The 22,560-nt window shown below is 69.1% G+C and carries 23 protein-coding genes; 12 read left to right on the top strand and 11 right to left on the bottom strand.

Annotation, left to right across the window (positions count from 1 at the left end):
- Positions 1–27: 27 nt before the first annotated feature.
- Positions 28–798 (top strand): helix-turn-helix domain-containing protein, encoded by a 771-nt coding sequence (locus AAID08_RS18885; protein WP_064527926.1) that lies wholly within the window; start codon positions 28–30, stop codon positions 796–798.
- 37 nt (positions 799–835) lie between these two features.
- On the opposite strand, the gene AAID08_RS18880 is transcribed toward AAID08_RS18885, so the two are convergent.
- Complete coding sequence (locus AAID08_RS18880) at positions 836–1,273, bottom strand: hypothetical protein (protein ID WP_054502920.1); 438 nt, start codon at positions 1,271–1,273, stop codon at positions 836–838.
- Positions 1,274–1,647: 374 nt separating this feature from the next.
- Here AAID08_RS18880 and AAID08_RS18875 point away from each other — a divergent pair, with 374 nt between their 5' ends.
- Positions 1,648–1,851, top strand: a complete 204-nt coding sequence (locus AAID08_RS18875) for a cold-shock protein (RefSeq protein WP_006385404.1) — start codon at positions 1,648–1,650, stop codon at positions 1,849–1,851.
- A gap of 46 nt (positions 1,852–1,897) precedes the next feature.
- Entirely contained in the window at positions 1,898–2,173 is a 276-nt protein-coding gene (locus AAID08_RS18870; RefSeq protein ID WP_054502919.1) for a hypothetical protein, read from the top strand.
- 34 nt (positions 2,174–2,207) lie between these two features.
- Here the strand turns inward: AAID08_RS18870 and AAID08_RS18865 are convergent, their stop codons facing one another.
- Complete coding sequence (locus AAID08_RS18865) at positions 2,208–2,861, bottom strand: hemolysin III family protein (RefSeq protein WP_064527895.1); 654 nt, start codon at positions 2,859–2,861, stop codon at positions 2,208–2,210.
- A 279-nt stretch (positions 2,862–3,140) separates the two neighbouring features.
- Between AAID08_RS18865 and AAID08_RS18860 the strand changes: the two genes are divergently transcribed.
- From AAID08_RS18860 to AAID08_RS18850, 3 genes are all read left to right on the top strand, one after another.
- Complete coding sequence (locus AAID08_RS18860; RefSeq protein ID WP_006396220.1) at positions 3,141–3,323, top strand: hypothetical protein; 183 nt, start codon at positions 3,141–3,143, stop codon at positions 3,321–3,323.
- Positions 3,324–3,448: 125 nt separating this feature from the next.
- Positions 3,449–4,519 carry a PHB depolymerase family esterase gene (locus tag AAID08_RS18855; RefSeq protein ID WP_054502917.1) on the top strand — a complete coding sequence of 357 codons (1,071 nt, stop codon included), beginning with the start codon at positions 3,449–3,451 and terminating at the stop codon, positions 4,517–4,519.
- Between the two features lie 189 nt (positions 4,520–4,708).
- Complete coding sequence (locus AAID08_RS18850; RefSeq protein ID WP_054502916.1) at positions 4,709–5,221, top strand: DUF1993 family protein; 513 nt, start codon at positions 4,709–4,711, stop codon at positions 5,219–5,221.
- A gap of 113 nt (positions 5,222–5,334) precedes the next feature.
- On the opposite strand, the gene AAID08_RS18845 is transcribed toward AAID08_RS18850, so the two are convergent.
- Together AAID08_RS18845 and AAID08_RS18840 are read right to left on the bottom strand one after the other, a co-directional pair.
- Positions 5,335–5,838: a VOC family protein gene (locus AAID08_RS18845; protein WP_395756764.1), complete on the bottom strand. Its 504-nt coding sequence runs from the start codon at positions 5,836–5,838 to the stop codon at positions 5,335–5,337.
- Between the two features lie 131 nt (positions 5,839–5,969).
- Entirely contained in the window at positions 5,970–6,338 is a 369-nt protein-coding gene (locus tag AAID08_RS18840; RefSeq protein WP_054502914.1) for a DUF1428 domain-containing protein, read from the bottom strand.
- A 169-nt stretch (positions 6,339–6,507) separates the two neighbouring features.
- On the opposite strand from AAID08_RS18840, the gene AAID08_RS18835 reads away from it, so the two are divergent.
- From AAID08_RS18835 to AAID08_RS18825, 3 genes are all read left to right on the top strand, one after another.
- Positions 6,508–7,482, top strand: coding sequence for a GlxA family transcriptional regulator (locus AAID08_RS18835; protein WP_064527894.1), 975 nt, complete (start codon positions 6,508–6,510; stop codon positions 7,480–7,482).
- A 279-nt stretch (positions 7,483–7,761) separates the two neighbouring features.
- The gene (hydA, locus tag AAID08_RS18830) at positions 7,762–9,231 is read left to right on the top strand and encodes a dihydropyrimidinase (RefSeq protein ID WP_144654805.1); all 1,470 of its coding nucleotides are present in this window, start codon (positions 7,762–7,764) and stop codon (positions 9,229–9,231) included.
- 75 nt (positions 9,232–9,306) lie between these two features.
- On the top strand, positions 9,307–10,239 hold the full coding sequence (locus AAID08_RS18825; protein WP_155755605.1) for an N-carbamoyl-D-amino-acid hydrolase: 933 nt from the start codon (positions 9,307–9,309) through the stop codon (positions 10,237–10,239).
- Here the strand turns inward: AAID08_RS18825 and AAID08_RS18820 are convergent.
- On the bottom strand, positions 10,236–11,198 hold the full coding sequence (locus AAID08_RS18820) for a LysR family transcriptional regulator (RefSeq protein ID WP_054502910.1): 963 nt from the start codon (positions 11,196–11,198) through the stop codon (positions 10,236–10,238). The genes AAID08_RS18825 and AAID08_RS18820 overlap by 4 nt on opposite strands.
- 78 nt (positions 11,199–11,276) lie before the next feature.
- On the opposite strand from AAID08_RS18820, the gene AAID08_RS18815 reads away from it, so the two are divergent.
- Positions 11,277–11,936 (top strand): aspartate/glutamate racemase family protein, encoded by a 660-nt coding sequence (locus AAID08_RS18815; RefSeq protein ID WP_395756763.1) that lies wholly within the window; start codon positions 11,277–11,279, stop codon positions 11,934–11,936.
- Between the two features lie 66 nt (positions 11,937–12,002).
- Here the strand turns inward: AAID08_RS18815 and AAID08_RS18810 are convergent, their stop codons facing one another.
- The 5 genes from AAID08_RS18810 to AAID08_RS18790 form a co-directional block, all read right to left on the bottom strand.
- The gene (locus AAID08_RS18810) at positions 12,003–13,763 is read right to left on the bottom strand and encodes an ABC transporter ATP-binding protein (protein ID WP_175190137.1); all 1,761 of its coding nucleotides are present in this window, start codon (positions 13,761–13,763) and stop codon (positions 12,003–12,005) included.
- Positions 13,764–13,775: 12 nt separating this feature from the next.
- The gene (locus AAID08_RS18805; protein ID WP_395756762.1) at positions 13,776–15,230 is read right to left on the bottom strand and encodes an amidohydrolase family protein; all 1,455 of its coding nucleotides are present in this window, start codon (positions 15,228–15,230) and stop codon (positions 13,776–13,778) included.
- A gap of 65 nt (positions 15,231–15,295) precedes the next feature.
- Positions 15,296–16,873, bottom strand: coding sequence for an ABC transporter substrate-binding protein (locus tag AAID08_RS18800; protein WP_395756761.1), 1,578 nt, complete (start codon positions 16,871–16,873; stop codon positions 15,296–15,298).
- A gap of 50 nt (positions 16,874–16,923) precedes the next feature.
- A complete protein-coding gene (locus AAID08_RS18795; protein ID WP_231133056.1) occupies positions 16,924–17,829 on the bottom strand; it encodes an ABC transporter permease in 906 nt (301 codons plus the stop codon).
- On the bottom strand, positions 17,826–18,764 hold the full coding sequence (locus AAID08_RS18790) for an ABC transporter permease (protein ID WP_054502904.1): 939 nt from the start codon (positions 18,762–18,764) through the stop codon (positions 17,826–17,828). The genes AAID08_RS18795 and AAID08_RS18790 overlap by 4 nt, the downstream gene beginning before the upstream one ends.
- A 533-nt stretch (positions 18,765–19,297) precedes the next feature.
- Between AAID08_RS18790 and AAID08_RS18785 the strand changes: the two genes are divergently transcribed.
- Positions 19,298–20,272, top strand: a complete 975-nt coding sequence (locus tag AAID08_RS18785) for a Bug family tripartite tricarboxylate transporter substrate binding protein (RefSeq protein ID WP_395756760.1) — start codon at positions 19,298–19,300, stop codon at positions 20,270–20,272.
- 27 nt (positions 20,273–20,299) lie between these two features.
- Positions 20,300–21,034: an alpha/beta fold hydrolase gene (locus AAID08_RS18780; RefSeq protein ID WP_054502902.1), complete on the top strand. Its 735-nt coding sequence runs from the start codon at positions 20,300–20,302 to the stop codon at positions 21,032–21,034.
- Positions 21,035–21,099: 65 nt separating this feature from the next.
- Here AAID08_RS18780 and AAID08_RS18775 read toward each other — a convergent pair whose 3' ends face one another.
- On the bottom strand, positions 21,100–22,488 hold the full coding sequence (locus tag AAID08_RS18775; protein ID WP_231133055.1) for an MFS transporter: 1,389 nt from the start codon (positions 22,486–22,488) through the stop codon (positions 21,100–21,102).
- Positions 22,489–22,560 lie beyond the last annotated feature (72 nt).

Here is a 22,560-nt window from a genome sequence, read left to right as displayed (position 1 = left end):
ATGTTTGCGTTCCGGCCACGTCCCGTCATGCGAAACAGCCACATCGATCAGCACGATCGCCTCGACCGCGCGGTGGTTGCCATCGGCAACGACTACCCGCCCGGCCACCTGCTGCCGGCGCACACGCACCGCCGCGCGCAACTGCTGTACGGGGCCACCGGCGTCATGCACGTCGTCACCCGCGACGGCAACTGGGTGGTGCCGCCGCAGCGCGCCGTGTGGATCCCCGCGGGCGTGGCGCACCAGGTGCGCATGCAGGACGTCAGTACGCGCAGCGCCTATATCGAGCCGGGCGCGGCCCGCGCCGGCAGCGCCGCCTGCGAGGTGGTCGAGGTGTCGCCGCTGCTGCGTCAGTTGCTGCTGGCGGCGGTCGACATGCCTGCCGACTACGATCCGGCCGGCCGCGACGGGGCGCTGGCGGCGCTGCTGCTGCACGAGGTGACGCGCGCGCCGGTGCTGCCCCTGCACATCCCGCTGCCGCGCGACAAGCGCCTGGCGCCGCTGTGCCGCGCCTTCGTCGCCGCGCCCGACGTGCGCCAGTCGCCCGAGGCCTGGGCCGAGCGCCTGCACATGAGCCCGCGCACCTTCAGCCGCCACTTCCGCCAGCAGACCGGCATGGCGTTCTCGGCCTGGCGCCAGCGCGCCTGCGTGGTGCTGGCGCTGGCGCGGCTGGCCGCCGGCGCGCCGGTGACGGCGATCGCGCTGGACTTCGGCTACCAGAGCCCGGCGGCGTTCTCGACCATGTTCCGGCGCGTGCTGGGCCGTCCGCCCACGAGTTATCTGCACCCGGCCGACTAGGGACGGCTGCGGGCGTGCGGGCACGGCCCTGGGGGATTCAGCGCCGCAGTTTCATCGACACATCGGTATGCGTGCCGCGATCCAGGTCCGCGCCCAGCGGTTGCGTCCACAGCGGCAGCTTGAGCAATTCGTTGCCGACCTCGCCCGATTCGATGCGCTGCGCGATGTCATCGAGCAGCAGCGTGCGGGTCGCGAATCCGCGCCCCTGCAAACCGCGTGCGAACAGGCGGTAGGTCAGGTTGGGTTCGGCGCCCTTCATGACGCCCAGGTCGAGAATGCGGCCATGCTCGTCGCGCAGCAGCAGGTGGCCGGGGCGGGCGTAGATGCGGTAGATGCGCCACGGCGAGGACACCGCGGCGTGTTCGCGCGGGCGCTCGGATCGAGCCGGCGCGTCGGCCGCCGCGGGTGTGGCGGGCGGCAGCAGTTTCACGCAGGCGTTGGCGAATCTGGCAATGGACCTTCCGATGCGACTCACGGTCGTCTTCCTCCGGGATGGCGATACGGCGAGGAGACGCGCGTTCAAGCACCACCGTTGCAGCATACGCGCTTTATCGACCGTAGCGGGCATTTGCGCAGAGAGTTACGTAATTGGCCCGAATGCCGCCTCCCTCGGGTCCGATATATCACAAAAGTGATCAATGGAATCACGTATCGGCCTGTATCGGCCTGGATGTTAATTGGAAACAGCCGTTGACTTTCGCCTGTCGGGCACCCATAGTGGACTTGCAGCTATTCGAGCATCGTGATCAACGTCCGGTATCGCGCCCCTTCTGGCGCCTCATTGTTCGCCATCCCTTTCCTTGATTGGCTCCCTTCCCGGGCGCTGCCCGCCATGCAAGGAGTGAAATGATGGAAACCGGAATTGTGAAGTGGTTCAACGACGCCAAGGGCTTTGGCTTCATCATGCCCGAGAACGGCGGCAAGGACCTGTTCGCGCATTTCTCCGAGATCGTCGGTGACGGCCACAAGGCGCTGGTCGAGAACCAGCGCGTCAGCTACGTCACGGCGCAAGGCGCCAAAGGCCCGCACGCGACGCAGATTCGCGCAATGTGAACGACGGCCCCGCCGTGCGGGGCCATCGGTTCAGACAGGAGGACACATGTTCCATAACAACATGGTCTACAAGGGCTACCGGCTGATCGCCAGCGTATCCCGCATTTCCGTGGCGGGCAGCCCCCGTCCCGCCTTCACCGCGACCGTGGGGGTCGAGCTGGCCGCCGATTGGCACCGCCTGCACGACCCGCACCTGGTGCCGTTGTTCGCGGCCGGCGGCTTCGTGTCGTCGCCAGTCATGGCGGTGGATGCCGCCATCCATCACGGCCGCCAGTTGGTCGACGGCTACGTGCGGCCAGCCGCGCAGGTGCCCGCGCGCTAGCGCGGCGCGTCGACAGGGCGTGGCCTGAACGCGTTCAGGCAGCGCCCGCGCCGTACCACAGCACGGCGAAGAAATGACAGACGGTGCCGGCCAGCACGAACAGGTGCCAGACGAAGTGGCCATAGCGCCAGCGGTTGTCGAACACGAAGAACACCACGCCGCCGGTGTAGGCCAGCCCGCCGGCCAGCAGCCACCACAGGCCGCCGCTGGGCACCAGCTCGAGCATCGGCTTGACGGCGATGACCACCAGCCAGCCCATCGCCAGGTACAGCCCGGTGGACAGGGCGGGGCGGTCGAGCCGCTTGCTCGCCTTCAGCCCCACGCCCAGCAGCGCCATGCCCCACACCAGGCCGAACAGCGTCCAGCCCCAGGGACCGCGCAGCGCGCCCAGCGCGAACGGAGTATAGGTGCCCGCGATCAGCAGGTAGATGGCCGAGTGGTCGAGCACATTGAACAGGCGCTTGGCGCGGTTGTCCGGCAGCGCGTGGTAAATGGCCGACGCCAGGTAAAGCAGGCACATGCTGGCGGCAAAGATCGCCGCGCCGACGATAAACGCGGCATCGCCCTGGCGCGTGGCCGCGACGATCAGGATCGGGGCGGCGGCCAGCGCGCCAGCCGCGCCCAGACCGTGGCTGACGGTGTTGGCGATTTCCTCTCCGAGGGTCTGGCGGCGGTCATTCGGGAACATGGTGTGCGGGGCGAGCGAGAATTGTAGTCAGGGTTTTCACCATAAGGGTTTTGCGTCGCCGCCTCAAGTCGGCCGGAGGCGCAGGGCGGCCCGCCTTGATTTTCTGCAAACCCGGCCGCTGCGGGGGCGCTCGAAAAGCTGCGAGGGCAAGTTACTGTGTGATACATTTCTCTCGCTAAATCAGCCGCCCGCAGAGGCAGCGCTTTGGCTGCGTACCGCGTTATCGAGGGGCTGCGCATCCGGCGGGCCCGCACAGACTCTTCAAGGGGAGGCTCTTCTATGATTCCGGCAATCGGCCTGATGGTTGGGGCATACATCGTCACGCGCATGACCGCGACGCTGACCCGGCCAGGCACCAGCAAGGTCGTCAAGGTGCTTTCCATCATCACGATCGCGGTGGCGCTGGTCTCCTGTCTGGAATTGCTGACGAGCGGCGCGGCAATCCAGTCCGGTCGGTTCTGAGCCGGGCCGGTCCCGGAGCATGAGCGTCCGCCCGCGGCGGATGCGGCAGTCGGCGGGCCGCGCGTTGCGGCCAGGCGGTTTTCAAACGTCGTCGTGGAGTCACACAGCGTTCACAGGCCCGATCAATGGCGCGCAGTCTCACCCATCTGTTTTTCACCGCCGCGAAGAAGCTGAGCCGCATGCAGCGCGCGGCCATGCGCATCGCGGCGCCCAAGCGGGCGCGCAAGCGCGCCGCGCCGGCGCGTCCGGCCGCCGCCCGGCCGGCCGCGCACAGCGCCACCGGCGCCGCGGCCCCCAGCCTGGGCAGCGGTCGCTGGGAAGCCTCGCGACAATTCACCGACGCGCACGGCCGCAGCCTGTCTTTCGCCCGCTACACGCCGCCGGCCGTGCCGCGCCAGGGTATGCCGCTGGTGGTGATGCTGCATGGCTGTCGCCAGACCGCGCTGGCGTTCGCGCGCGGGTCGCGCATGAACCAGTGGGCCGACGCCGGCGGATTCATGGTGCTGTACCCGCAGCAATCGATGACGCGGCAGGTGCAGCGCTGCTGGCGCTGGTTCCAGCCCGACGCGCAGCACGGCGGCGCCGAGGCCGACCTGATCGCCGCCTTGATCCAGGCCGAGGTGGCGCGCCACGGGCTGGACCCTGAACGCGTCTACATCGCCGGCCTGTCGGCCGGCGCCGGCATGGCCGGGCTGGTGGCGCTGCGCCATCCCGCGCTGATCGCCGCGCTGGCGATGCATTCCGGGCCGGTGCTGGGCGACGCGCACAGTGCCGCGGCCGGCCTGAACACGATGCGCCGCGGCTCGGTCAAGCCGTTGCTGCCGCTATTGCAGGGCGTGGCGGATCCCGCCGCGTTCGCGCTCGGCATGCCGGCCATGATCCTGCAGGGGCAGATGGATCCGGCGGTGGCGCCGCGCAATGCCAGGCAATTGTTCGAGCAGTTCCGCGCCCTGAACGGGCTGGCGGCGGACGAGCCGCCGGTCGAGCGGGTGCTGGGCCTTGGCACCGAGAAGGCCTATCGCCGCGTCGATCTGTTGCGGGGCCGCAAGATCGTGCTGCGGTTGTGCGAAATCACCCGCGTCGAGCACGGCTGGAGCGGCGGCGATGCCTCGGTGCGCTATCACGCGCGCAGCGGCCCGGATGCCTCGGCGCTGATCTGGCGGTTCTTCCAGGGGCAGCGGCGCGTGGTCGCGTAGCGCGCCTGCGGGCAAGGGCGGCGGGGTGGCCTGACGGCGGCCAGCGCGTTATTGTTCGGGAAACGGAAACAGACATGTCGTCCCCGGCGCCGGCCGGCCGTCGCGGCGCGGCGCTAACATCGCGCCACGCCCGCGGACCCGGCGCCGTTCCCGCGCCCGGCCGGGCAAGCCTATTCGGAACTCATCATCATGTCCCTGTCCATCTACCAGGCCTCGGTGCCTGTCTTCATCCGCGGTTTGAGCGTGCTGGCCGCGCTGCTGGAAAAGGGCGCCGCCCACGCGGCCGCCAACGGCATCGATCCGGCCGAGCTGGTCAATGCCCGCCTGGCCCCCGACATGTACCCGCTGTCGGGGCAGGTGCAACGCGCCAGCGACGCCTCCAAGTTCGCCACGCAGCGCCTGTCGCAGGTCGAATCGCCCAGGTTTCCCGATGAGGAAACCACATTCGAGCAATTGCAGAAGCGCATCGCCGACACCATCGCCTACCTGCGCTCGGTGCCGGCCGAGGCGCTCGAGGGCGCCGAGGGCCGTAAGATCACGCTCAGCTTCGGCGAGTTCAAGCCCGAATTCCAGGGCGATGCCTACCTGCTGACGTTCGCGCTGCCGAACTTCTATTTCCACGTCACCACCGCCTACGACATCCTGCGCCACGCCGGCGTGCCGATCGGCAAGCTGGACTTCCTGGGGCCGTACACGGCCTGACGCCGCGTCGGGGCGTCCCGCACGCCCTCGCCGGTACGCCCTCGCCGGTACGCCCTCGCCGGTACGCCCGCGCCCTTGCGGACGCGGGCCGGGCGGGCGCTTGAAGCGGCGGGTCAGTCCGGCTGCTTCGAGCGATCGCCGCAGCCTTCCATCTCGCCCATCCGGGCCATGTTGCGCTGGATTTCCTCCGGCGTCAGGTCTTCCTTGTGGGTGGCGATCGACCAGCGGTGGCCGAACGGATCCACCACCTGGCCGTAGCGGTCGCCCCAGAACATGTCGGCCGCCGGCATGGTGACCTGCGCGCCCGCCGCCACCGCCTGCTTGATCGCGGCATCCACATCCTGCACGTACAGGTGCAACGTTACCGGCGAACCCTTGAGCGCCTTTGGGCCCAGGCTGCCCCATTCGGGGAAGTCATCCATCAGCATCACCACCGAATCGCCGATGCGGATCGCGGCATGCATCACCTTGCCGCCGGGGGCCGGCAGGCGCGTCAGTTCCTTGGCATCGAACGCCTTGCGGTAGAAGGCAATGGCATCCGAGGCGCCTTCGCACACGATGTGCGGGGTCAGGGTGTGCATGCCGTCGGGAATCGCTTGCTTTGCGGGGGTGGCCATGATGTGTCTCCGATAACCGTGAAAAAGAGGGGTACTTGGGGGACGGGCGCCGGCGACTGCGCAGTCCGGCCCGTCCTGTTCCCACGACGAATGGGCGGCGCCGGGATCGACATGCCGCCGCGATTTTTTTTTCAACCGCGGGCCGACTTGCCCACCAGGGTGGTGAAGCCGCCCCAGCACATGCGCTTGAAATCGAACACGCCCTCGCAGGACATGCCCGTCAGGCGCGGGTCGGCCATGACCTTGGCGTTGATGCGGTCGCGTTCGGCCTTGCTGGCGAACGCGATCCAGGAGAACACCACCGTCTCGCCCTCGCGCGCGCCGGCGGCGGCGCTGAACGAGCCGAAGCCCTCGCCGTCGATGTCGTCGGCCACGCACTCGCGGAATTCCAGCGCGCCGCATTCCAGCCAGATCGAGCCGGCCAGCTCGGCCATCTTGCGATAAGTCTCGATGTTGGCCTTGGGCACGCTCAGCAGGTAACCATCTATGTACTGTTCCATCCGATGCTCCTTGATTCCGTGTCGTTGTACGCGCCCCCGCAGGCCCGCATCGCCGCGGCGGCCGCGCCGGCAGCCATGCCGGTAGTTGTCACTGTATCGGGATCGGCAGCGCTTTCAGATAGGCGATTGCGACATTCTTGAGGGTGGATTGCGACAGGTCTGTCGGCGTATGCTGGTGGGCATGAAAAACATCGCCTTCCTGCTGCCGGCCGGCGCCAATATCGCGTCGCTGGAAACAGCCCGGCACGGCTTCCTGGTGGCCAATGAGTACCTGGCCGCGCAGGGGCGCGCGCCGCAATTCCAGGTGCGCACGCTGGCCGCCACGCGCCAGGTCAGCCTGGACGACGGCCGCATCACGGTGCAGGCCGACCTGGTGCTGGACGAGGCCCGCGATATCGACATCTGCATCGCGCCGCCGCTGCTGGGCGCGGTGTCGGACGTGGTGCTGTCCAACCGCGAGCTGGTCGATTGGATCGCCCGGCACTATCGCGGCGGCGGCGAGGTCGCCAGCCTGTGCCTGGGGGCGGCGCTGCTGGCCGCCGGCGGCCTGCTCGACGGCCAGCAGGCGGTGGTGCACTGGGCCGCGCGCAACCTGTACGCCAGCCTGTTTCCGGCGGTGGATTGGAGCATCGACCGCGTGGTCCATTCCGGCAACGGCATCTACACCAGCGGCGGCGCATTCTCGGCCGCGCACCTGGTGCTGCACCTGATCGAGAAATACACCGACCGCGACACCGCCATCTGGTGCGCCAAGTACTTCCAGCTCGACTGGAGCCGGCAGAGCCAATTGCCGTTCTCGGTGTTCATGGGGCAGAAGGCGCACGCCGACCAGGTGGTGCGCGCGGTGCAGGACTTCATCGAAAGCCGCTACACCGAAAAGATCACCGTCGAGGACCTGGCCGATCGCCACGCGCTCGGCCGCCGCACGCTCGAACGGCGTTTTCGCCAAGCCACCGGCAACAGCATCGTCGAGTACGTGCAGCGCGTGCGCGTCGAAGCCGCCAAGCGGCGCCTGGAAAGCTCGCGCAAGAGCGTGTCGGAAGTGATGTACGAGGTCGGCTACAACGACACCAAGGCCTTTCGCGACATCTTCAATAAATACTGCGGCATGTCGCCGGTGGGCTACCGCGAACGCTACCAGTAGTCGGCCCGCGTCAGCCCGCGCGCCGGCGCGCCACGGGGAAACCCGATATAAAACTTTGCACAGCCTCCATGATCCAGCGTTATGCGTGGCGGCCGGCTGTTTGCCCCGTCGTGGGGAAATAGTCCATGGAATCAGGGCGTTAGCGTCTCGGTCTGGCGCCCGTCCGTGGCCCGGCGCGGCGGCTTCGCGCCGTTTCCCAATTGCCCGCGGCCATGCATGATGGTGCCTCCTGCCAGGCGCCGCCACGGCGCGCCGGGCCATGCGTTGGGACTTTTCTTGATGACAGACTTCGATCTGACCTTGCACAACGGCCGCATCGTCACGGCCGATGCCGACTTCGTCGGCGACATCGGCATTGTGGACGGCGCCATTGCCGCGATCGCGACCTCGCTGCCGGCGGGCCGCCGCGCCATCGACGCGGCAGGCCGGCTGGTCATGCCGGGCGGCATCGACAGCCACTGCCACGTGGAACAGCTTTCCAGCATGGGCGTGCTGTGCGCCGACGACTGGCACACCGCCTCGATCTCGGCGGCCCACGGGGGCAACACCACCATCGTGCCGTTCGCGGCGCAGCATCGCGGCCAGTCGCTGCGCCAGGTCGCCGAGGCCTACGCCGCCTCGGCCGCCGAGAAATCGGTGATCGACTACAGCTACCACCTGATCATCTCGGACCCCACGCCCGATACCTTGAACCGCGACCTGCCCGAGCTGATCCGCGCCGGCATCACCTCGTTCAAGGTCTTCATGACCTACGACAAGCTCAAGCTGGACGACCGCCAGTTGCTGGACGTGTTCGCCATCGCCGCGCGCGAGGGCGCGCTGCCGATGGTGCACGCCGAGAACAACGACGTCATCAGTTGGATCGCGCGCCACCTGCTGGCGGCGGGCCACACCGCGCCCAAGTACCACGCCGTCAGCCACGATCCGATCGCGGAGAACGAGGCCACGCAGCGCGCCATCAGCCTGGCCGCGGTGCTGGAAGTGCCGGTGCTGATCGTGCACGTCTCGACCCAGGGCGGCGCGCAGGCGATCCACGCCGCGCAGACGCTGGGCGCGCCGGTGTACGGCGAGACCTGCCCGCACTACCTGCTGCTGACCGCCGAGGATATCGACATCCCCGGCGTCGAGGGCGCCAAGTTCTGCTGCAGCCCGCCGCCGCGCGACCCGCTGTCGCAGCAGGCGCTGTGGCAGAGCCTGGACAGCGGCACGCTGGCGCTGCTGTCGTCCGATCACGCGCCGTACCGCTATGACGAATCCGGCAAGCTGCCGGCCGGCGACGCGACCACGTTCAAGCAGATCGCCAACGGCCTGCCGGGCCTGGAAGTGCGCATGCCGCTGCTGTTTTCCGAAGGCGTGCGCAGCGGCCGCCTGACGCTGCAGCAGTTCGTGGCGCTGACCTCGACCAATCACGCCCGCATGTACGGCCTGTACCCGAAGAAGGGCACGCTGGCGGTGGGCGCGGACGCCGACATCGCGATCTGGGATCCGGAGAAGACCGTGACCCTGCGCGCCGCCGACCTGCACGACGCGGTCGGCTACACGCCCTATGAAGGCCGCCAGGTCACCGGCTGGCCCACCACGGTGATCAGCCGCGGCGACGTGATCGTGGACGACGGCGTGCTGCGCGCCGAGCGCGGCCGCGGCCAGTTCATCGCCCGCGGCCTGCCCGCCCCGCTGCAGAAGGCGCGCGAGATCAGCCCGCGCGCCGCCTTGCTGCGCAAGATTTTCCCGGCCGTGATCGCATCCTGAGCGACACGGCCCTCAACGCATAGCGATAGAACCCCGGAGACTGACATCGTGAGCAACGCAACCCATGCGCGCAAAATGGACCTCGCGGTCGCCCAGATGGGCGCCGTCAACCTGGCCGACACCCGCGCGGTGGTGGTCCGCCGCCTCGTCGAGATGATGCGCGAAGCCGCGGCCCGCAAGGCCGAGTTCGTGGTCTTTCCCGAACTGGCGCTGACCACCTTCTTCCCGCGCTACTGGATGGAAGACGCCGAGGCGGTCGATCGCTTCTTTGAAAAGAGCATGCCCAACGCCGACGTGCAGCCGCTGTTCGACACCGCGCGCGAGCTCGGCATCGGCTTCTACCTGGGCTACGCCGAACTGACCCCGGAAGGGCGCCAGTTCAACACCGCCATCCTGGTCGATCGCCAGGCCAAAATCATCGGCAAGTACCGCAAGATCCACCTGCCGGGCCATTCCGACCACAAGCCGGAGGCGCCGTTCCAGCACCTGGAGAAGAAGTTCTTCGAGGTCGGCGACCTGGGCTTCGGCGTCTGGGAGACCAACGACGTCAAGATCGGCATGTGCCTGTGCAATGACCGCCGCTGGCCCGAGACCTACCGCGTGATGTCGCTGCAGAGCGCCGAGCTGATCGTGCTGGGCTACAACACGCCGTCGCTGAACATCCACTGGAACGAGCCGGCGCACCTGCGCACCACCACGCACGAGATCGTGCTGCAGGCCAGCGCCTACCAGAACGCGGTGTGGGTCGCCGCCGCCGCCAAGTGCGGCCACGAGGACGGCCACCACATGATCGGCAGCTCCATGATCGTGGCGCCGTCGGGCGAGATCGTGGCCCGCTCGAGCGGCGAGGAAGACGAAGTCATCACCGCCCGCATCGACCTGGGCATGGGCCAGACCTTCCGCGACCACGTCTTCAACTTCGCCAAGCACCGCAGCCCGCAGCACTACAAGCTGATCGTCGAGCGCACCGGCGCCGGCGAGCCGCTGCCGGTGGCGCAAATCGATTAGGTCCGCTTGAGGATTGCCTGCGTCATCGCGGGCAACTCCTTTTTGACGATCTGGGAAAACTGCGTCAGGAAGGCCTTGGCGATGGACGGGGGCGGCTCGATCCGGGAATGAGACACGTACACGAACAGCGGGATCGCCGGCTCGACGCGGCGCACCGCCAGCCCGTGCATCAGGGCGTCGGTCAGGCCATACGAGTCCACCAGCGCCACGCCGACGCCCTGGCGCACGAACGAGCACGCGGTCTGCGACGAGCGCACTTCGATCGCCGGGGCCAGGATGTCGCGGCCCTGCGGATCGAGATGCGCGTACAGCGTCTCGCCCAGCGGCGTGTCGCGGCTGTAGCCCACCAGCATCTCGCCGGCCAGCATGTCCGGCAGGATCACGCGCTCGCGCGCCAGGCGGTGGCCCGCCGGCAGCACGCAGACGATTTCGCCCTGCGCCAGCTCGGTGGTGATCAGGTTGGGATGCTCCGGCTTGAAGATGGAGATGGCGATGTCGGCGTAGCCCAGCAGCAGTTGCGGCAGCAGCGCGTCCATGCCCAGTGGCCGGTAGCGGATGCGCACGCCGGGGTTGCGGGCGCAGAACTTCGCGGTCGCGGCCGGGATCAGCCACTCGCCGAAGCTGGGGCTGGACACCACGCTGACCAGGCCGCCGCCGTGGCCGGCCAGGCCCGCGGCCATGTCGTTCAGGCGGTTGACGCCGGCCTGGATCGATTCCACTTCCTGGAACAGCTTGCGCGCTTCCTTGGTGGGATGCAGGCGGCCCTTGAAACGCTCGAACAGCGCATAGCCGAGGCGCAGTTCGATCGATGCCAGCACCCGGCTGATGGCCGGCTGGGTCACGTGCAGCAGCCGCCCGGCCGCGCTCAACGAGCCCGTGATCATGATGGCGTGGAATACCTCGATCTGGCGCAGATTCAACGGCGCGGAAGACCGGACCTTTCCGGGTAACTCAGACATGCTGCGTGCTTTCCTCTTGACCCGGGCGGTGCGCCGGCGCTTGCCGGCCCGCCTCTATTGCAAGGATTCTACTCAATCGTGCCCAACGCCCGCATCCTCCTCGTAAACCCGAATTCCCTGGACAAGGTGACCGAGGCCATCGGCCGCGCGGTCGAGCCGTTCCGCCACCTGCCGCTGGATTTCCGCTGCCTGACGTCCGCCGGCGGGCCGGCCGGCATCCAGAACCAGGCCGAGGCCGACGCCAGCATCGCGCCCATGACCGAGCTGGTGCGGCGCGAGGCGGCCGGCGCCGACGCCGTGATCGTGGCCTGCTTCAGCGATCCGGGGCTGCATGGCCTGCGCGACCTGGCGCCGGTGCCCGTGCTGGGCATCGGCGAATGCTCGGTGCTGACGGCAATGAGCATCGGCGCCCGCGTCGGCGTCATCGCCATCGCCGGGGCCGCCATCCCGCGCCACCTGCGCTACTTCCGCGCCATGGGCGTGGCCGACCGCATCTGCGGCGAACTGGCGCTGGACCTGCGCGTGAGCGACCTGGCCGACGCCGAACTGGCGTTCCAGCGCATGGCGACAGTGGGCAGGACCCTGCGCGACGCCCACGGCGCCGACGTGCTCATCATGGGGTGCGCGGGCATGGTGGACCTGCGCGCGCGGCTGCAGGAGGCCTGCGGCCTGCCGGTGGTGGAGCCGACCCAGGCCGCCGTGGCCATGGCGGTCGGGCGGATCTTCGGCGGCGCTTGAACGGCCGCGGGGGCGGCAGCGCATCGGCCATGCCGGCGCCGTGGCGCGCGCATGGCCGATGCGGCGTTACGCCGCCTGCTGCACGTAGTGGCCGGCGGCCACCTGCACCAGTTGGGCCACGACCGGGTTGTCGCCCACCTTGCGGATCGGGCTCGGAATCTCGCGGGCCGCGCGCGCGCTGCGCTGGTGGCGCCGCGCCGGATCCGGCACCGGCACCGCCGACAGCAGCCGCTGCGTATAGGGATGGCGCGGCCGGTGCAGCACCTCCTGGGTCGGGCCGATCTCGACGATCTGGCCCATGTACATGACCGCCACGCGGTGGCTGACCTTCTCCACCACCGCGATGTCGTGCGAGATGAACAGGTACGACAGGCCCATCTCGCCCTGAAGCTCCTTCATCAGCTCGATCACGCGCGCCTGCACCGACACGTCCAGCGCCGACACCGGCTCGTCGGCCACGATGATCCTGGGATTCACGCTCAGCGCGCGGGCGATGCACAGGCGCTGGCGCTGGCCGCCCGAGAACTGATGAGCGTAACGGTCCAGGAAGTCGCGCGGCAGGCTGACCCGTTCCAGCAACTGGGCGGCGCGCTCGCGGCGCTGCTCGCGGCTGTGGCCGCCATGCACCTTGAGCGGTTCGCTGACCAGGTCCCAGGCGTGCAGGCGCGGATTGAGCGACGCATACGGGTCCTGGAAGATCATCTGGATGTGGCGCCGCATCGCGCGCATCTGCTCGGGCGTCATGTGGGTGACGTCCTGGCCGGCCAGGCGGATCGAGCCGGCGCTCGGCTGCACCAGCTTCATCAGCAGGCGCCCGGTGGTCGACTTGCCCGAGCCGGACTCGCCCACCAGCGCCAGCGTCTCGCCGGCGCGCAAGTCGAACGACACGCCCTCGACGGCGTGCACGTTGGCCACCACCTTGCCGAAGGCGCCGGCCTTGACCGGAAAGCGCTTGGCCAGGCCCGACACCTCCAGCACCGCCGGGCGCTCCCGCACCATGGCTTCGTCGGGCGAACCGTCGCCCAGCCGCGGCACCGCGGCCAGCAGGTCGCGCGTGTAGGGCTGCGTGGGCGCCTCGAACAGCGTCGCGGTGGCGCTTTCCTCGATCCTGTCGCCGTGCCGCATCACCACCACGCGATCGGCGATCTCGGCCACCACGCCCATGTCGTGCGTGATGAACAGCACCGCCATGCCGACCTCGCGCTGCAGGTCGCGGATCAGGTCGATGATCTCGGCCTGCACCGTGACGTCGAGCGCGGTGGTCGGTTCGTCGGCGATCAGGAGCTGCGGCCGGCAGGCCAGCGCCATCGCGATCATCACGCGCTGGCGCATGCCGCCGGACAGGTCGCCGGGATACTGCGTCATGCGGCGTTCGGGTTCGGACATCTTCACCGCCACCAGCATCTCCTGGGCGCGCCGCCAGGCCTCCTGGCGCGAGATGTCCTGGTGCAGCAGATAGACTTCGGCCAGTTGGTCGCCCACCGTCATCACCGGGTTGAGCGAGGTCATCGGCTCCTGGAAGATCATCGAGATCTCGTTGCCGCGGATGCGCCGCAATGCCGGTTCCTCCAGCCCGAACAGGTCCACCTCGCGGCCGTCGCGCGGCACGAAGCGGGCGCTGCCGGCGGCGATGCGGCCGCCGGCGCGCTCGATCAGGCGCAGGATCGACAGCGCCGTCACCGATTTGCCGGAGCCGGACTCGCCCACCAGCGCCACCGTTTCGCCGCGGCCGATGGTGAAGTCCAGCGACTTCACCGCCCGATACGGTCGGGCGCGGGCGCCGAACTCGACGCTCAGGCCCCGCACCGCCAGTAAGGTCTCGCTCATGGGGATGCTCCGTCAGGCGCGGCTGGGAAAGACGCGCGGCGACATGGCGTCGATGTCGCGGCCGGCGTAGTCGCGCTGCGCCACGGTGGCGATGGTCCGCGCCTGGGCGCGCTCCACTTCCTGCATGGCGCGTTCGATGTCGATGGTCAGCAGCTTGCCGTCCCTGACCACCTGCTCGCCGTCCACGTATACGTCGCGGATGGCGCGGTCGCCGGCCGAATAGATCAGGCTGCGCAGCGGCTCGCGGCCAGGCCGCATGTACGGATGCGACAGGTCGACCAGCGAGAAGTCGGCCTTGCCGCCGACCGCGATGCGGCCGATGTCGTCGCGGCCCAGCATGCGCGCGCCGTTGATCGTGGCGGCGTTGAACACTTCCTCGGTGGACGCGGCGCGGAAATGGCCGGCCTGCAGCCGGGCCACGTAGCAGGCCAGCCGCATTTCATCGAGCATGTTGTGCGGGAAGGTATCGGTGCCGATGCCGACGTTGATGCCGGCGCGCAGGTAGCGGCCCAGAAAGCTCAGCGCGATGCCGCGCCGCGCGAACACCGTCGGACAGTGCGCGACGTGCGCGCCGGAGCGTTGCAGCAGGCCGAAGTCATCGGCGTGCGGCCAATACAGCGCGCGGTGGTCGTTCAGGAAGATGCCGTGGCCGATGATGAGGCCGCCATCGAGCAGGCCCTGGTCATCGAGCCATTCGATCGGCGTGCGGCCGTGGCGGCGCGTCATCTCCGAGAATTCGACCACGCTCTGCGCGGCGTGGATCTGCATCGGGACGCCCAGGCGGCGCGCGGCGTCCCGTGCCGCCTTGAGCAGTTCGGGCGAACAGGTGTCGACCTGCGAGGGGCACAGCATGGCGCCGAGGCGGCCGCTGGGGTGGTTGATGGCGCTGTCGGCCACCGCCAGGGCGGCCTCGAACGACTTGAGCGCCGCCGCTTCATCCCAGGTGTATTCGACCGAATGGCCGTCGTTGGTGCGCCAGGCGGCCGAGCGGAACATCGGGCCCAGCACCCCACGGATGCCGGCCGCCGCCACCACGTCGGCCCAGCCGGGGCGCGGCAGCGACATGTCCACGAAGGTGGTCACGCCGCTCAGCAGCATCTCGGCCATCGCCACCTGGTTGGAGTACTGCGCCGTCTCGATGCCGGTGCGGAACACCGGCATGTATTCGTACAGCGAGCTCTGGCCCAGCTTGTCGCTGCCCAGTTCTTCCAGCAGCCCGCGGTTGCCCGGCTCGGAAGAGGGATGGCTGTGGACGTTCACCAGGCCTGGCATCGCCATCAGGCCGTTGCCGGCCACGACCCGGTCGGCCGGACCGGCATAGTCCTTGCCGGCATGGATGACGGTGTTGCCGCGCATGACCAGGTCGGCGTTTTCGATATAGACGTGCGAGCCCAGCGCCTCGTCCCAGGCCACCAGGGTGGCAAGCTGCTTGAAATGGGTGATGCGGGTTGGATTGGTGTCGCTCACGGGAGACTCTCTGTGCGGCGGAATCAGGAGAAGGGCGGCGCGGGGGGGACGCCGCCCGGTGCGGTTTACTTCAACTCGATGTCCAGGCCCTTGTAGGCGGCGGCGCCGAAGATGCCGTGCGCACGCATCGGCTTCAAGCGCGGCCCGCCCACCAGGTACAGCGAGTCGTGGTACAGCGGAATCCACGCCACGCCGTCGGAGATCTTGGTCAGCGCCTTGGACAGGATCGCATCGCCGCTCTTGGCGTCCAGCGCCTCGCTGCCCTCGGCCAGCCAGCGGTCGGTGTCGGCGTCCTTCCAGTTCATGCGGTTCGGGGTCGGGATGCTGCTGGACAGGAAGTAGCTGTTGAGCGCCTCGCCCGTGCTCATGTAGCCGAAGCTCATGCTGAATTCATCGAACTCCTGCGTGGCCAGCTTGCCCCAGGCCGAGGTCGAGTCGAACAGTTGCACGCGCAGGTCGGCGCCGACCTTCTTCATGTCGCCCTGCACGGCTTCCATGATGTCTTTCCAGTAGCCGGTGATGCCGTAGTGCAGCAGCGACAGCTTCTGGCCGTCCTTGTAGCGGTAGCCGTCCTTGCCCATCTTCCAGCCGGCTTCGTCCAGCAGCTTGTTGGCGGCGGCCGGGTCGTAGCGGTAGGCGTCGTTGGAGCCGGCGGGGGTGTTGGTGGCCAGCATGCTGGTGGCGGGCACCGCCTCGCCGAAGGTGATGGCCTCGGTCAGCGCCTTGCGGTTGATCGCCAGGTTGAGGGCGCGGCGCACGTTCACGTCCGTCAGCATCGGCTTGTCGATCTTGAAGCCGAGGAAGAAGGTCCAGTAGAACGGGTCGGCCTTGCTGACGAACAGGCGCTTGTCGGCCTTCAGGTCCTTGATGGCCCACTGCGGCAGGTAGCGCGACAGGTCGGCCTGGCCGCTTTGCAGCGCGGTCAGGCGGGTGCTTTCCTCGGGCACGATCTTCCAAACGATCTTGTCGACCTTGGGCGTCGGGTCCTTGTAGATCGCCGGGCCCCACTTGTAGCCGGCATGGCGGGTCAGCACCACTTCATTGCGCGGCGACCAGCTCTGGAAGCAGTACGGACCGGTGCCGTCGAAGGCCTTGACGCCGTAGTCCTGGCCCAGCGCCTTGACCTGGTCGATGTTGATGACCGAGTGCATGTAGTGCGCCATCTGCTGCAGCAGCTCGTTGTAGGGCTTCTTCAGCTTGTAGACCACGGTGACGTCGTCGGGCGCGGTGATGCTGTCGACCGGACCGGCGCGCCAGCGCTCCAGGCCCTTGGTTTCCGGGTCCAGCCAGCGGGTGTAGCTGGCGACCACGTCCTTGGCCGTCATCTTGCGGCCGCTGCAGAACGTCACGTCGTCGCGCAGGCTGAAGGTGTAGGTCAGGCCGTCCGGCGAGATGGTCCAGCTCTTGGCCAGCGCCGGCACCGGCGTCTTCATGTCGTAGTCCAGTCCCACCATGGTGTCGGCGGCCATGAACAGCACTTCGGCCGCGCCGCGCGCGGTGGTGCGGTGCGGGTCGTACTTGTCGGTGTCCAGCTCGCGCAGGATCAGGACGGTCTTTTCGGCCTGCGCCAGCGCCGGCGCGGGCGCGGCCAGCAGGCAGGTCAAGGCCAGCGGCGCGAGGGCCAGTCCCTGGATGGTCTTCATGTTGCGGTTCCCCTGTGTGGTTTGTGGTGTGTGGCCGGGCCTGCCGCGGTTCAGAACCGCAGCTTGGGATCGAGCGCGTCGCGCAGGCTGTCGCCCAGCAGGTTGAAGGCAAGCACGATGAAGAAGATGGTCATCGTGGGAATGGTCGAGATGTGCGGGAAGATCTGCAGGAACTTGCGGCCGTCGGCGGCCATGCTGCCCAGTTCCGCGAACGGCGGCTGCGGTCCCAGCCCCAGGAACGACAGCACGGAGCCCAGCAGGATGGTGTGGCCCAGTTGCAGCGTGGCGTAGATCATCAGCATCGACGAGCAGTTCGGCAGCAGATAACGCGTGATCAGGTAAAAGTTGCCGAAGCCCATCGCGTGGCCGGCCTCCATGTATTCCTGCTTCATCACCACCATCGCCGAGCCGCGCGCGATGCGCGCCATGCCGGGAATCGCCGAGATCCCCAGCGCCAGCACCATGCTGGTGGTGCCGGGGCCCATCAGCGCCGACAGGCTAAGGCCGAACAGGATCGCCGGGAACGACAGCAGCACGTCGACCACGCGCATGATGACGCCTTCCAAAGGTCGGTAGTAGGCGGCCAGGATGCCGAGCAGGGCGCCCAGGCCGGAGCCACCGATCACCGCCAGCACGCTCAGCATCAGCGTGGCGCGGATGCCGTAGATCACGCGCGACAGGATGTCGCGGCCCTGCACGTCGGTGCCCAGCAGATAGTGGACGCCATCGGCCGAGGTCCAGCCCGGCGCCTTGCGGGCGATGGCCATGTTGGTCGAATACGGATCGTGCGGCGCCAGCCAGGGGGCGAACAGCGCCACCAGCACGATCGCGATCACCGCCAGCAGCGACAGCAGCAGGATGGGATCGCGGCGCAGGCGCGACGCGATGCGCGTCAGCGGCGTGGCGATGGCCTGGGGCGGCAGTCCGCCCATCGAGGAAGTGGTGCCTGCGCTCATGATTTGTTGCCCCGTGGATCCAGGTAGCCGTAGAGCAGATCCACGATCAGGTTGATGAGGATGAAGCCCAGCGCGGTCACCAGGATCGCGCCCTGGGCCAGCGGGAAATCGCCGGCGAAGATGGCGCCGACCGCCATGCGGCCCACGCCCGGCCAGGAATAGATCTGTTCGGTGACCACGGCGCCGCCCAGCAGGTTGCCCACCTGCAGGCCCACCAGTGTCACGATCGGCAGCAGCGCGTTGCGCAGCGCGTGGCGCAGCAGGACGCGGCGTTCGCCGGCGCCCTTGGCGCGCGCGGTGCGTACGTAGTCGCCGCTGAGCGTCTCGATCACGGCGGTGCGGGTGATGCGCGCCACCGGTCCGATCAGCACCGACCCCAGCGTGAGCGCGGGCAGCGCCAGCGATTGCAGGCCGGCCAGGGTCCAGATCGGGCCGTTGCGGCCGATGTACGGCAGGATGCCGGCGCCGCCGACGTGCTGCACCAGCAGCAGGCCGACCCAGAACACCGGCAGCGACACGCCCACCACCGACAGCGTCATGACGAAGCGGTCGGTCAGCTTGCCGCGGCGGTAGGCGGCCAGCGTGCCCAGCAGGATCGCCAGCGGGATGGACCAGACCACGCTGGCCAGCATCAGCTCGGCCGTCGCGCCGATCGTGGCGCCGATCTCGTCGATGACCGGCACGTTGGAGATCATCGAGCGGCCCAGGTCCAGATGCAGCAGGCGCCACACGTACAGGGACAACTGCTGAACGATCGATTTGTCCAGGCCGAGCTCCTGGCGCACCTGCGCCAGTTCCTCGGCGGTCGCGGTGGGGCCGGCAATCACGGCGGCGGGGTCCGCCGGCGCGACCTGCAGGAGCACGAAGCACACCACCACCACGCCCAGCAGGACGGGCAGCGAGATCGTGAAGCGATTGAGGATCTGGCGGATCATGCGAGGCCCGCGCAAGTCATACGGGCTGGCTCGGGGACTGGCCCGGTGCGCGGCGCGCCCGCGGCGGGCCGTGGGGGGGAAAGGTGAACTGGTCTCGGCATGACACGACCTCGTCTCTGTGGGCGTCCAGGTGCTGCGGTGGCCAAAGAATGCCAGCGCGTCCTGGCGCCGGGGACCCAGGGAAATCCACTATGGGAAGACCGCGGCGAGATTTCGTATTCCCTGCTCAACCAGTTGAAATGAAAGGATTTTTTTCGGGTTTTCGGCGAATGGCGCGACGCCTGCGATAACGCGGTGTTATGAAGCCTGCCTAAAGATTGATAGACACCGGAGCGATAGGCGGCAGGATCGGGACGCCCGGGCGGCGGATGGGCGGCGACGCCCGCATATCCATAGTTGGAATCCTTCGTTGGCGCCGGCTGGCGCGCCTCTTAGCCTGTTTGCTGTGTAAAGCGGGCGTTCGACACCGAAGGGGTGACCGAAGCCGGCGCCGCGCGGCGCCGGACGCCCGCGGGCTTTGTGGAGCGTGCGGTTTGAAGTTCTCTCGTTTCTGGACCCGGGTGCAAGGCCTGGCGGTGGTGTTCCTGTTGGGCGCGATGGCGCCGGCCGGCGCCGCCTATCCCGATAAACCCGTGCGGCTGGTGCTGCCGCTGGCCCCGGGCGGCGCCATGGACGTGCTCGGGCGCGGCCTGGCCGAGCGGCTCGGGGCGCTATGGAAGGTGCCTGTCATCGTCGAGAACCGCGCCGGCGCCGGTGGCAACATTGCCGCCGATCAGGTGGCGCGCGCGGCTCCCGACGGCTATACGCTGCTGCTGACCGGCGACATGCTGGTGGCCAACCAGACCCTGTTCAAGGGCGCCATCAACTACGACCCTGTCAAGAGCTTCGCGCCCATCAGCATCGTGGCGGCGACGCCGCCGGTGATCGTGGTGCGCGCGGATTCGCCCGTCCGCGATATCGTCGGCCTGCGCGACGCGGCCAGCCGGCACGTCCTGAACGTCGGCACCCCGGGCTACGGCAACAGCAACCACCGCGCGCTCACCCGCCTGCAGCAGCAAGTGCAGGGCACCGTCCAGCACGTGCCGTACAAGGGGGCGGGGCCGGCGGTGGTGGCGCTGCTGGGCGGCGAGATCGACGCCGCCATCGTGGCGTTGCCCGCCGTCTCCACCCTGATCGCCAACGGCCAGGTGCGCGCGCTCGCCGTGCTGCAGGACAACCGCAGCGCCACCGTGCCGCAGGTGCCGACGGCGGCGCAGGTCGGGCTGGCGATGGATGGCGACACCGGCTGGTTCGGCCTGCTGGCGCCGGCCGGCACCCCGCCGCAGGTGGTCGACGACGTCTGGCGCGCGGTGCGCCAGGCCGTCACCGAGCCGGATTTCCGCGCGCGCCTGCTGGCCATCGGCTTCGAGCCGATCGCCGACCAGCCGCGCGCGTTCGCCGACCGCATCGTCAGCGACGCCCTCAAATTCCCGGCGCTGCTGCGTGACAGCGGCGTGGCGCTGCAATAACGCTTCACCGACGCGCAAGAGGCCGCCATGCCCATCCTGACCATCGGCAACGCCGAGCTGCATTTCGACATCCAGGGCCAGGGCGACGCCGTGCTGGCGCTGGCCCCCGGCGGCATGCTGTCGCACCGCGAACTGTGGCGCGTGACGCGCGACGGCCGGCCGCGCGAGTATCCGGATCCGGTCGCCGCGCTCGCCAGCCGCTACCGCGTGATCGCCCCGGACCAGCGCAACGCCGGCCGCTCGCGCGCGCCGGTGCTGGCCAGCGACGGCTGGACCACCTATGCGCGGGATCACCTGGGCCTGCTGGACGCGCTGGGCGTGCAGCGCTTCCACGTGATCGGCTCCTGCATCGGTTCGTCGTTCGCGCTCAAGCTGTGCGAGCTGGCGCCCGAACGCGTGGCGTCGGCGATCCTGCAGCAACCCATCGGCATCGCCGGGCAGGAGGGCAAGCGCGGCGAGTCTTTCGACCAATGGGCCGATACCGTGCGCCAGCGCGATCCCGCCATCGACGAACGGGCCCTGGAGGGCCTGCGGCACAACCTGTTCGGCGGCGATTTCGTCTTCAGCGTCAGCCGCGACTTCGTGCGGCGCAACCCGATTCCGCTGCTGATCCTGGGCGGCAACGACCCGTTGCATCCGCGCGCCGTCTCGCTGGAGCTGGCGCAACTGGCGCCCGCGGCCACCCTGGTGGAAGCGTGGAAGACGCAGCCGCGGCGCTATCTCGACGCCATCCAGGACTTCCTGGCGCGGCACCCGGCCTGAGCGCCGCGGGACTGTCAGCGGCGCTGGACGGTACGCGACGCCGGGCGGTGAGCGTCGCCGGGCCTCTACGAGGCCGCCAGCGGCTGCCGCGAGCGCCGCGCAAGGTGTTCGAGCAGGGCGCTGGCCAGGCTTCCCGCCAGCGCGAACCCGACCGCCACCCACAAGGCCCAGGTGGCGCCGGCGCGGGCGTTGAACACAAAGCACGCCGCCACGAAGGCCGCGCCCATCGTCTGGCCCAGCAGCCGCGCCAGGCCGGACAGGCCGCTGGCCACGCTGGCGCGGTGCGCCGGCACGCTGAACATGATGAAGCGCTGGTTGGGCGACAGGAACAACCCGAACCCCGTGCCGCACAACGCCATTGGCAGCATCACCGCCCACATCGGCGCGCCGGCCGGCAGCGCGCTCACCGCTAGCAGGCCGGCGGCCAGCAGGGCCAGGCCGACCATGCCCAGCAGGCTGGCGGACATCCGGTCCGACCACTTGCCCGAGAACGGCGCCAGGCAGGCCCCCATCACCGGCCAGGGCGCGATCAGCATCCCGACCTCGGCGATGTCGCGCCCCAGCGTCTGGTTCAGCAGGAACGGCAGCGCCACCATGGCCGCGCCCTGCGCCGCGAAAGCCAGCACGCACACCAGCACCGCCAGCGAGAAGGGCGCCAGGCGCAGCAGGTCCAGCGGCACGATGGCGTGCGCGCTCAGGCGTTCGCGGCGCCACAGCAACGCCCAGCTCAGCGCCGCGAGCACCCAGATCAGGGCGGTGTTCCCGTCGGGCTGCGCCACGCGCTCCAGGCCCAGCACCGCGAGCCCGAACGCCAGCGCACACAACACGGCCGCGCCGGCATCGAGCGCCTTGCCGTCGCCAGGCAACCTGGGCAGGTGCCGCCCGGCCAGCGCCAGCGCCACCAGGCAGAAGGGCACGTTCACATAGAACAGCCAGTGCCAGCTCAGCACCGTCAGCATCGCCGACGCCAGCACCGGCCCGCCCGCCAGTGAGGCGGCCGCGATCATGGCGTTCAGGCCCATGCCCCGGCCCAGTTCCTCCTTGCGGTAGATGGCGCTCACCAGCGCCATGTTGCAGCCCATCAGCGCCGCGGCGGCCAGGCCCTGCGCGGCTCGGGCCGCCTCCAGCGACCACAGCGACTGCGCCGCGCCGCACCAGACGGAGGCGGCCAGGAACAGCCACAGCGCCGGCAGGAACACCCGCCGGTGGCCGAGCTTTCCGGCCAGGGCGGCCAGCGGCAGCATCGTCGCCACCATGACGAGCTGATAGATCGTGACCACGCCGATCACGTCGGCGGCGCCAACGCCGAGCTGCGCGGCCATCGACGGCAGCGCCGTGTTCGTCATGGAGGTATCGAGCGTCGCCATCGAGATCGACAGGGACACGGCCAGCATCGCGTAGCGGCGCGCGGCGGGTGTCAGGGGAGCGGGGAGAGAAGCAGCGGGCGTGGACATTGCGGTATACGGGGGGCAGAGAAACGGCTCCCAGTATGAAAGCCGCGATCCTTGCGGTGAATAGCGAAATCC

It is taken from the genome of Achromobacter sp. EB05 (assembly GCF_044232075.1).
Taxonomy (GTDB): domain Bacteria; phylum Pseudomonadota; class Gammaproteobacteria; order Burkholderiales; family Burkholderiaceae_B; genus Achromobacter; species Achromobacter dolens.
The sequence above is the reverse complement of the archived record's forward strand: the minus strand, read 5'-3'. Positions and strand labels throughout refer to the sequence as shown.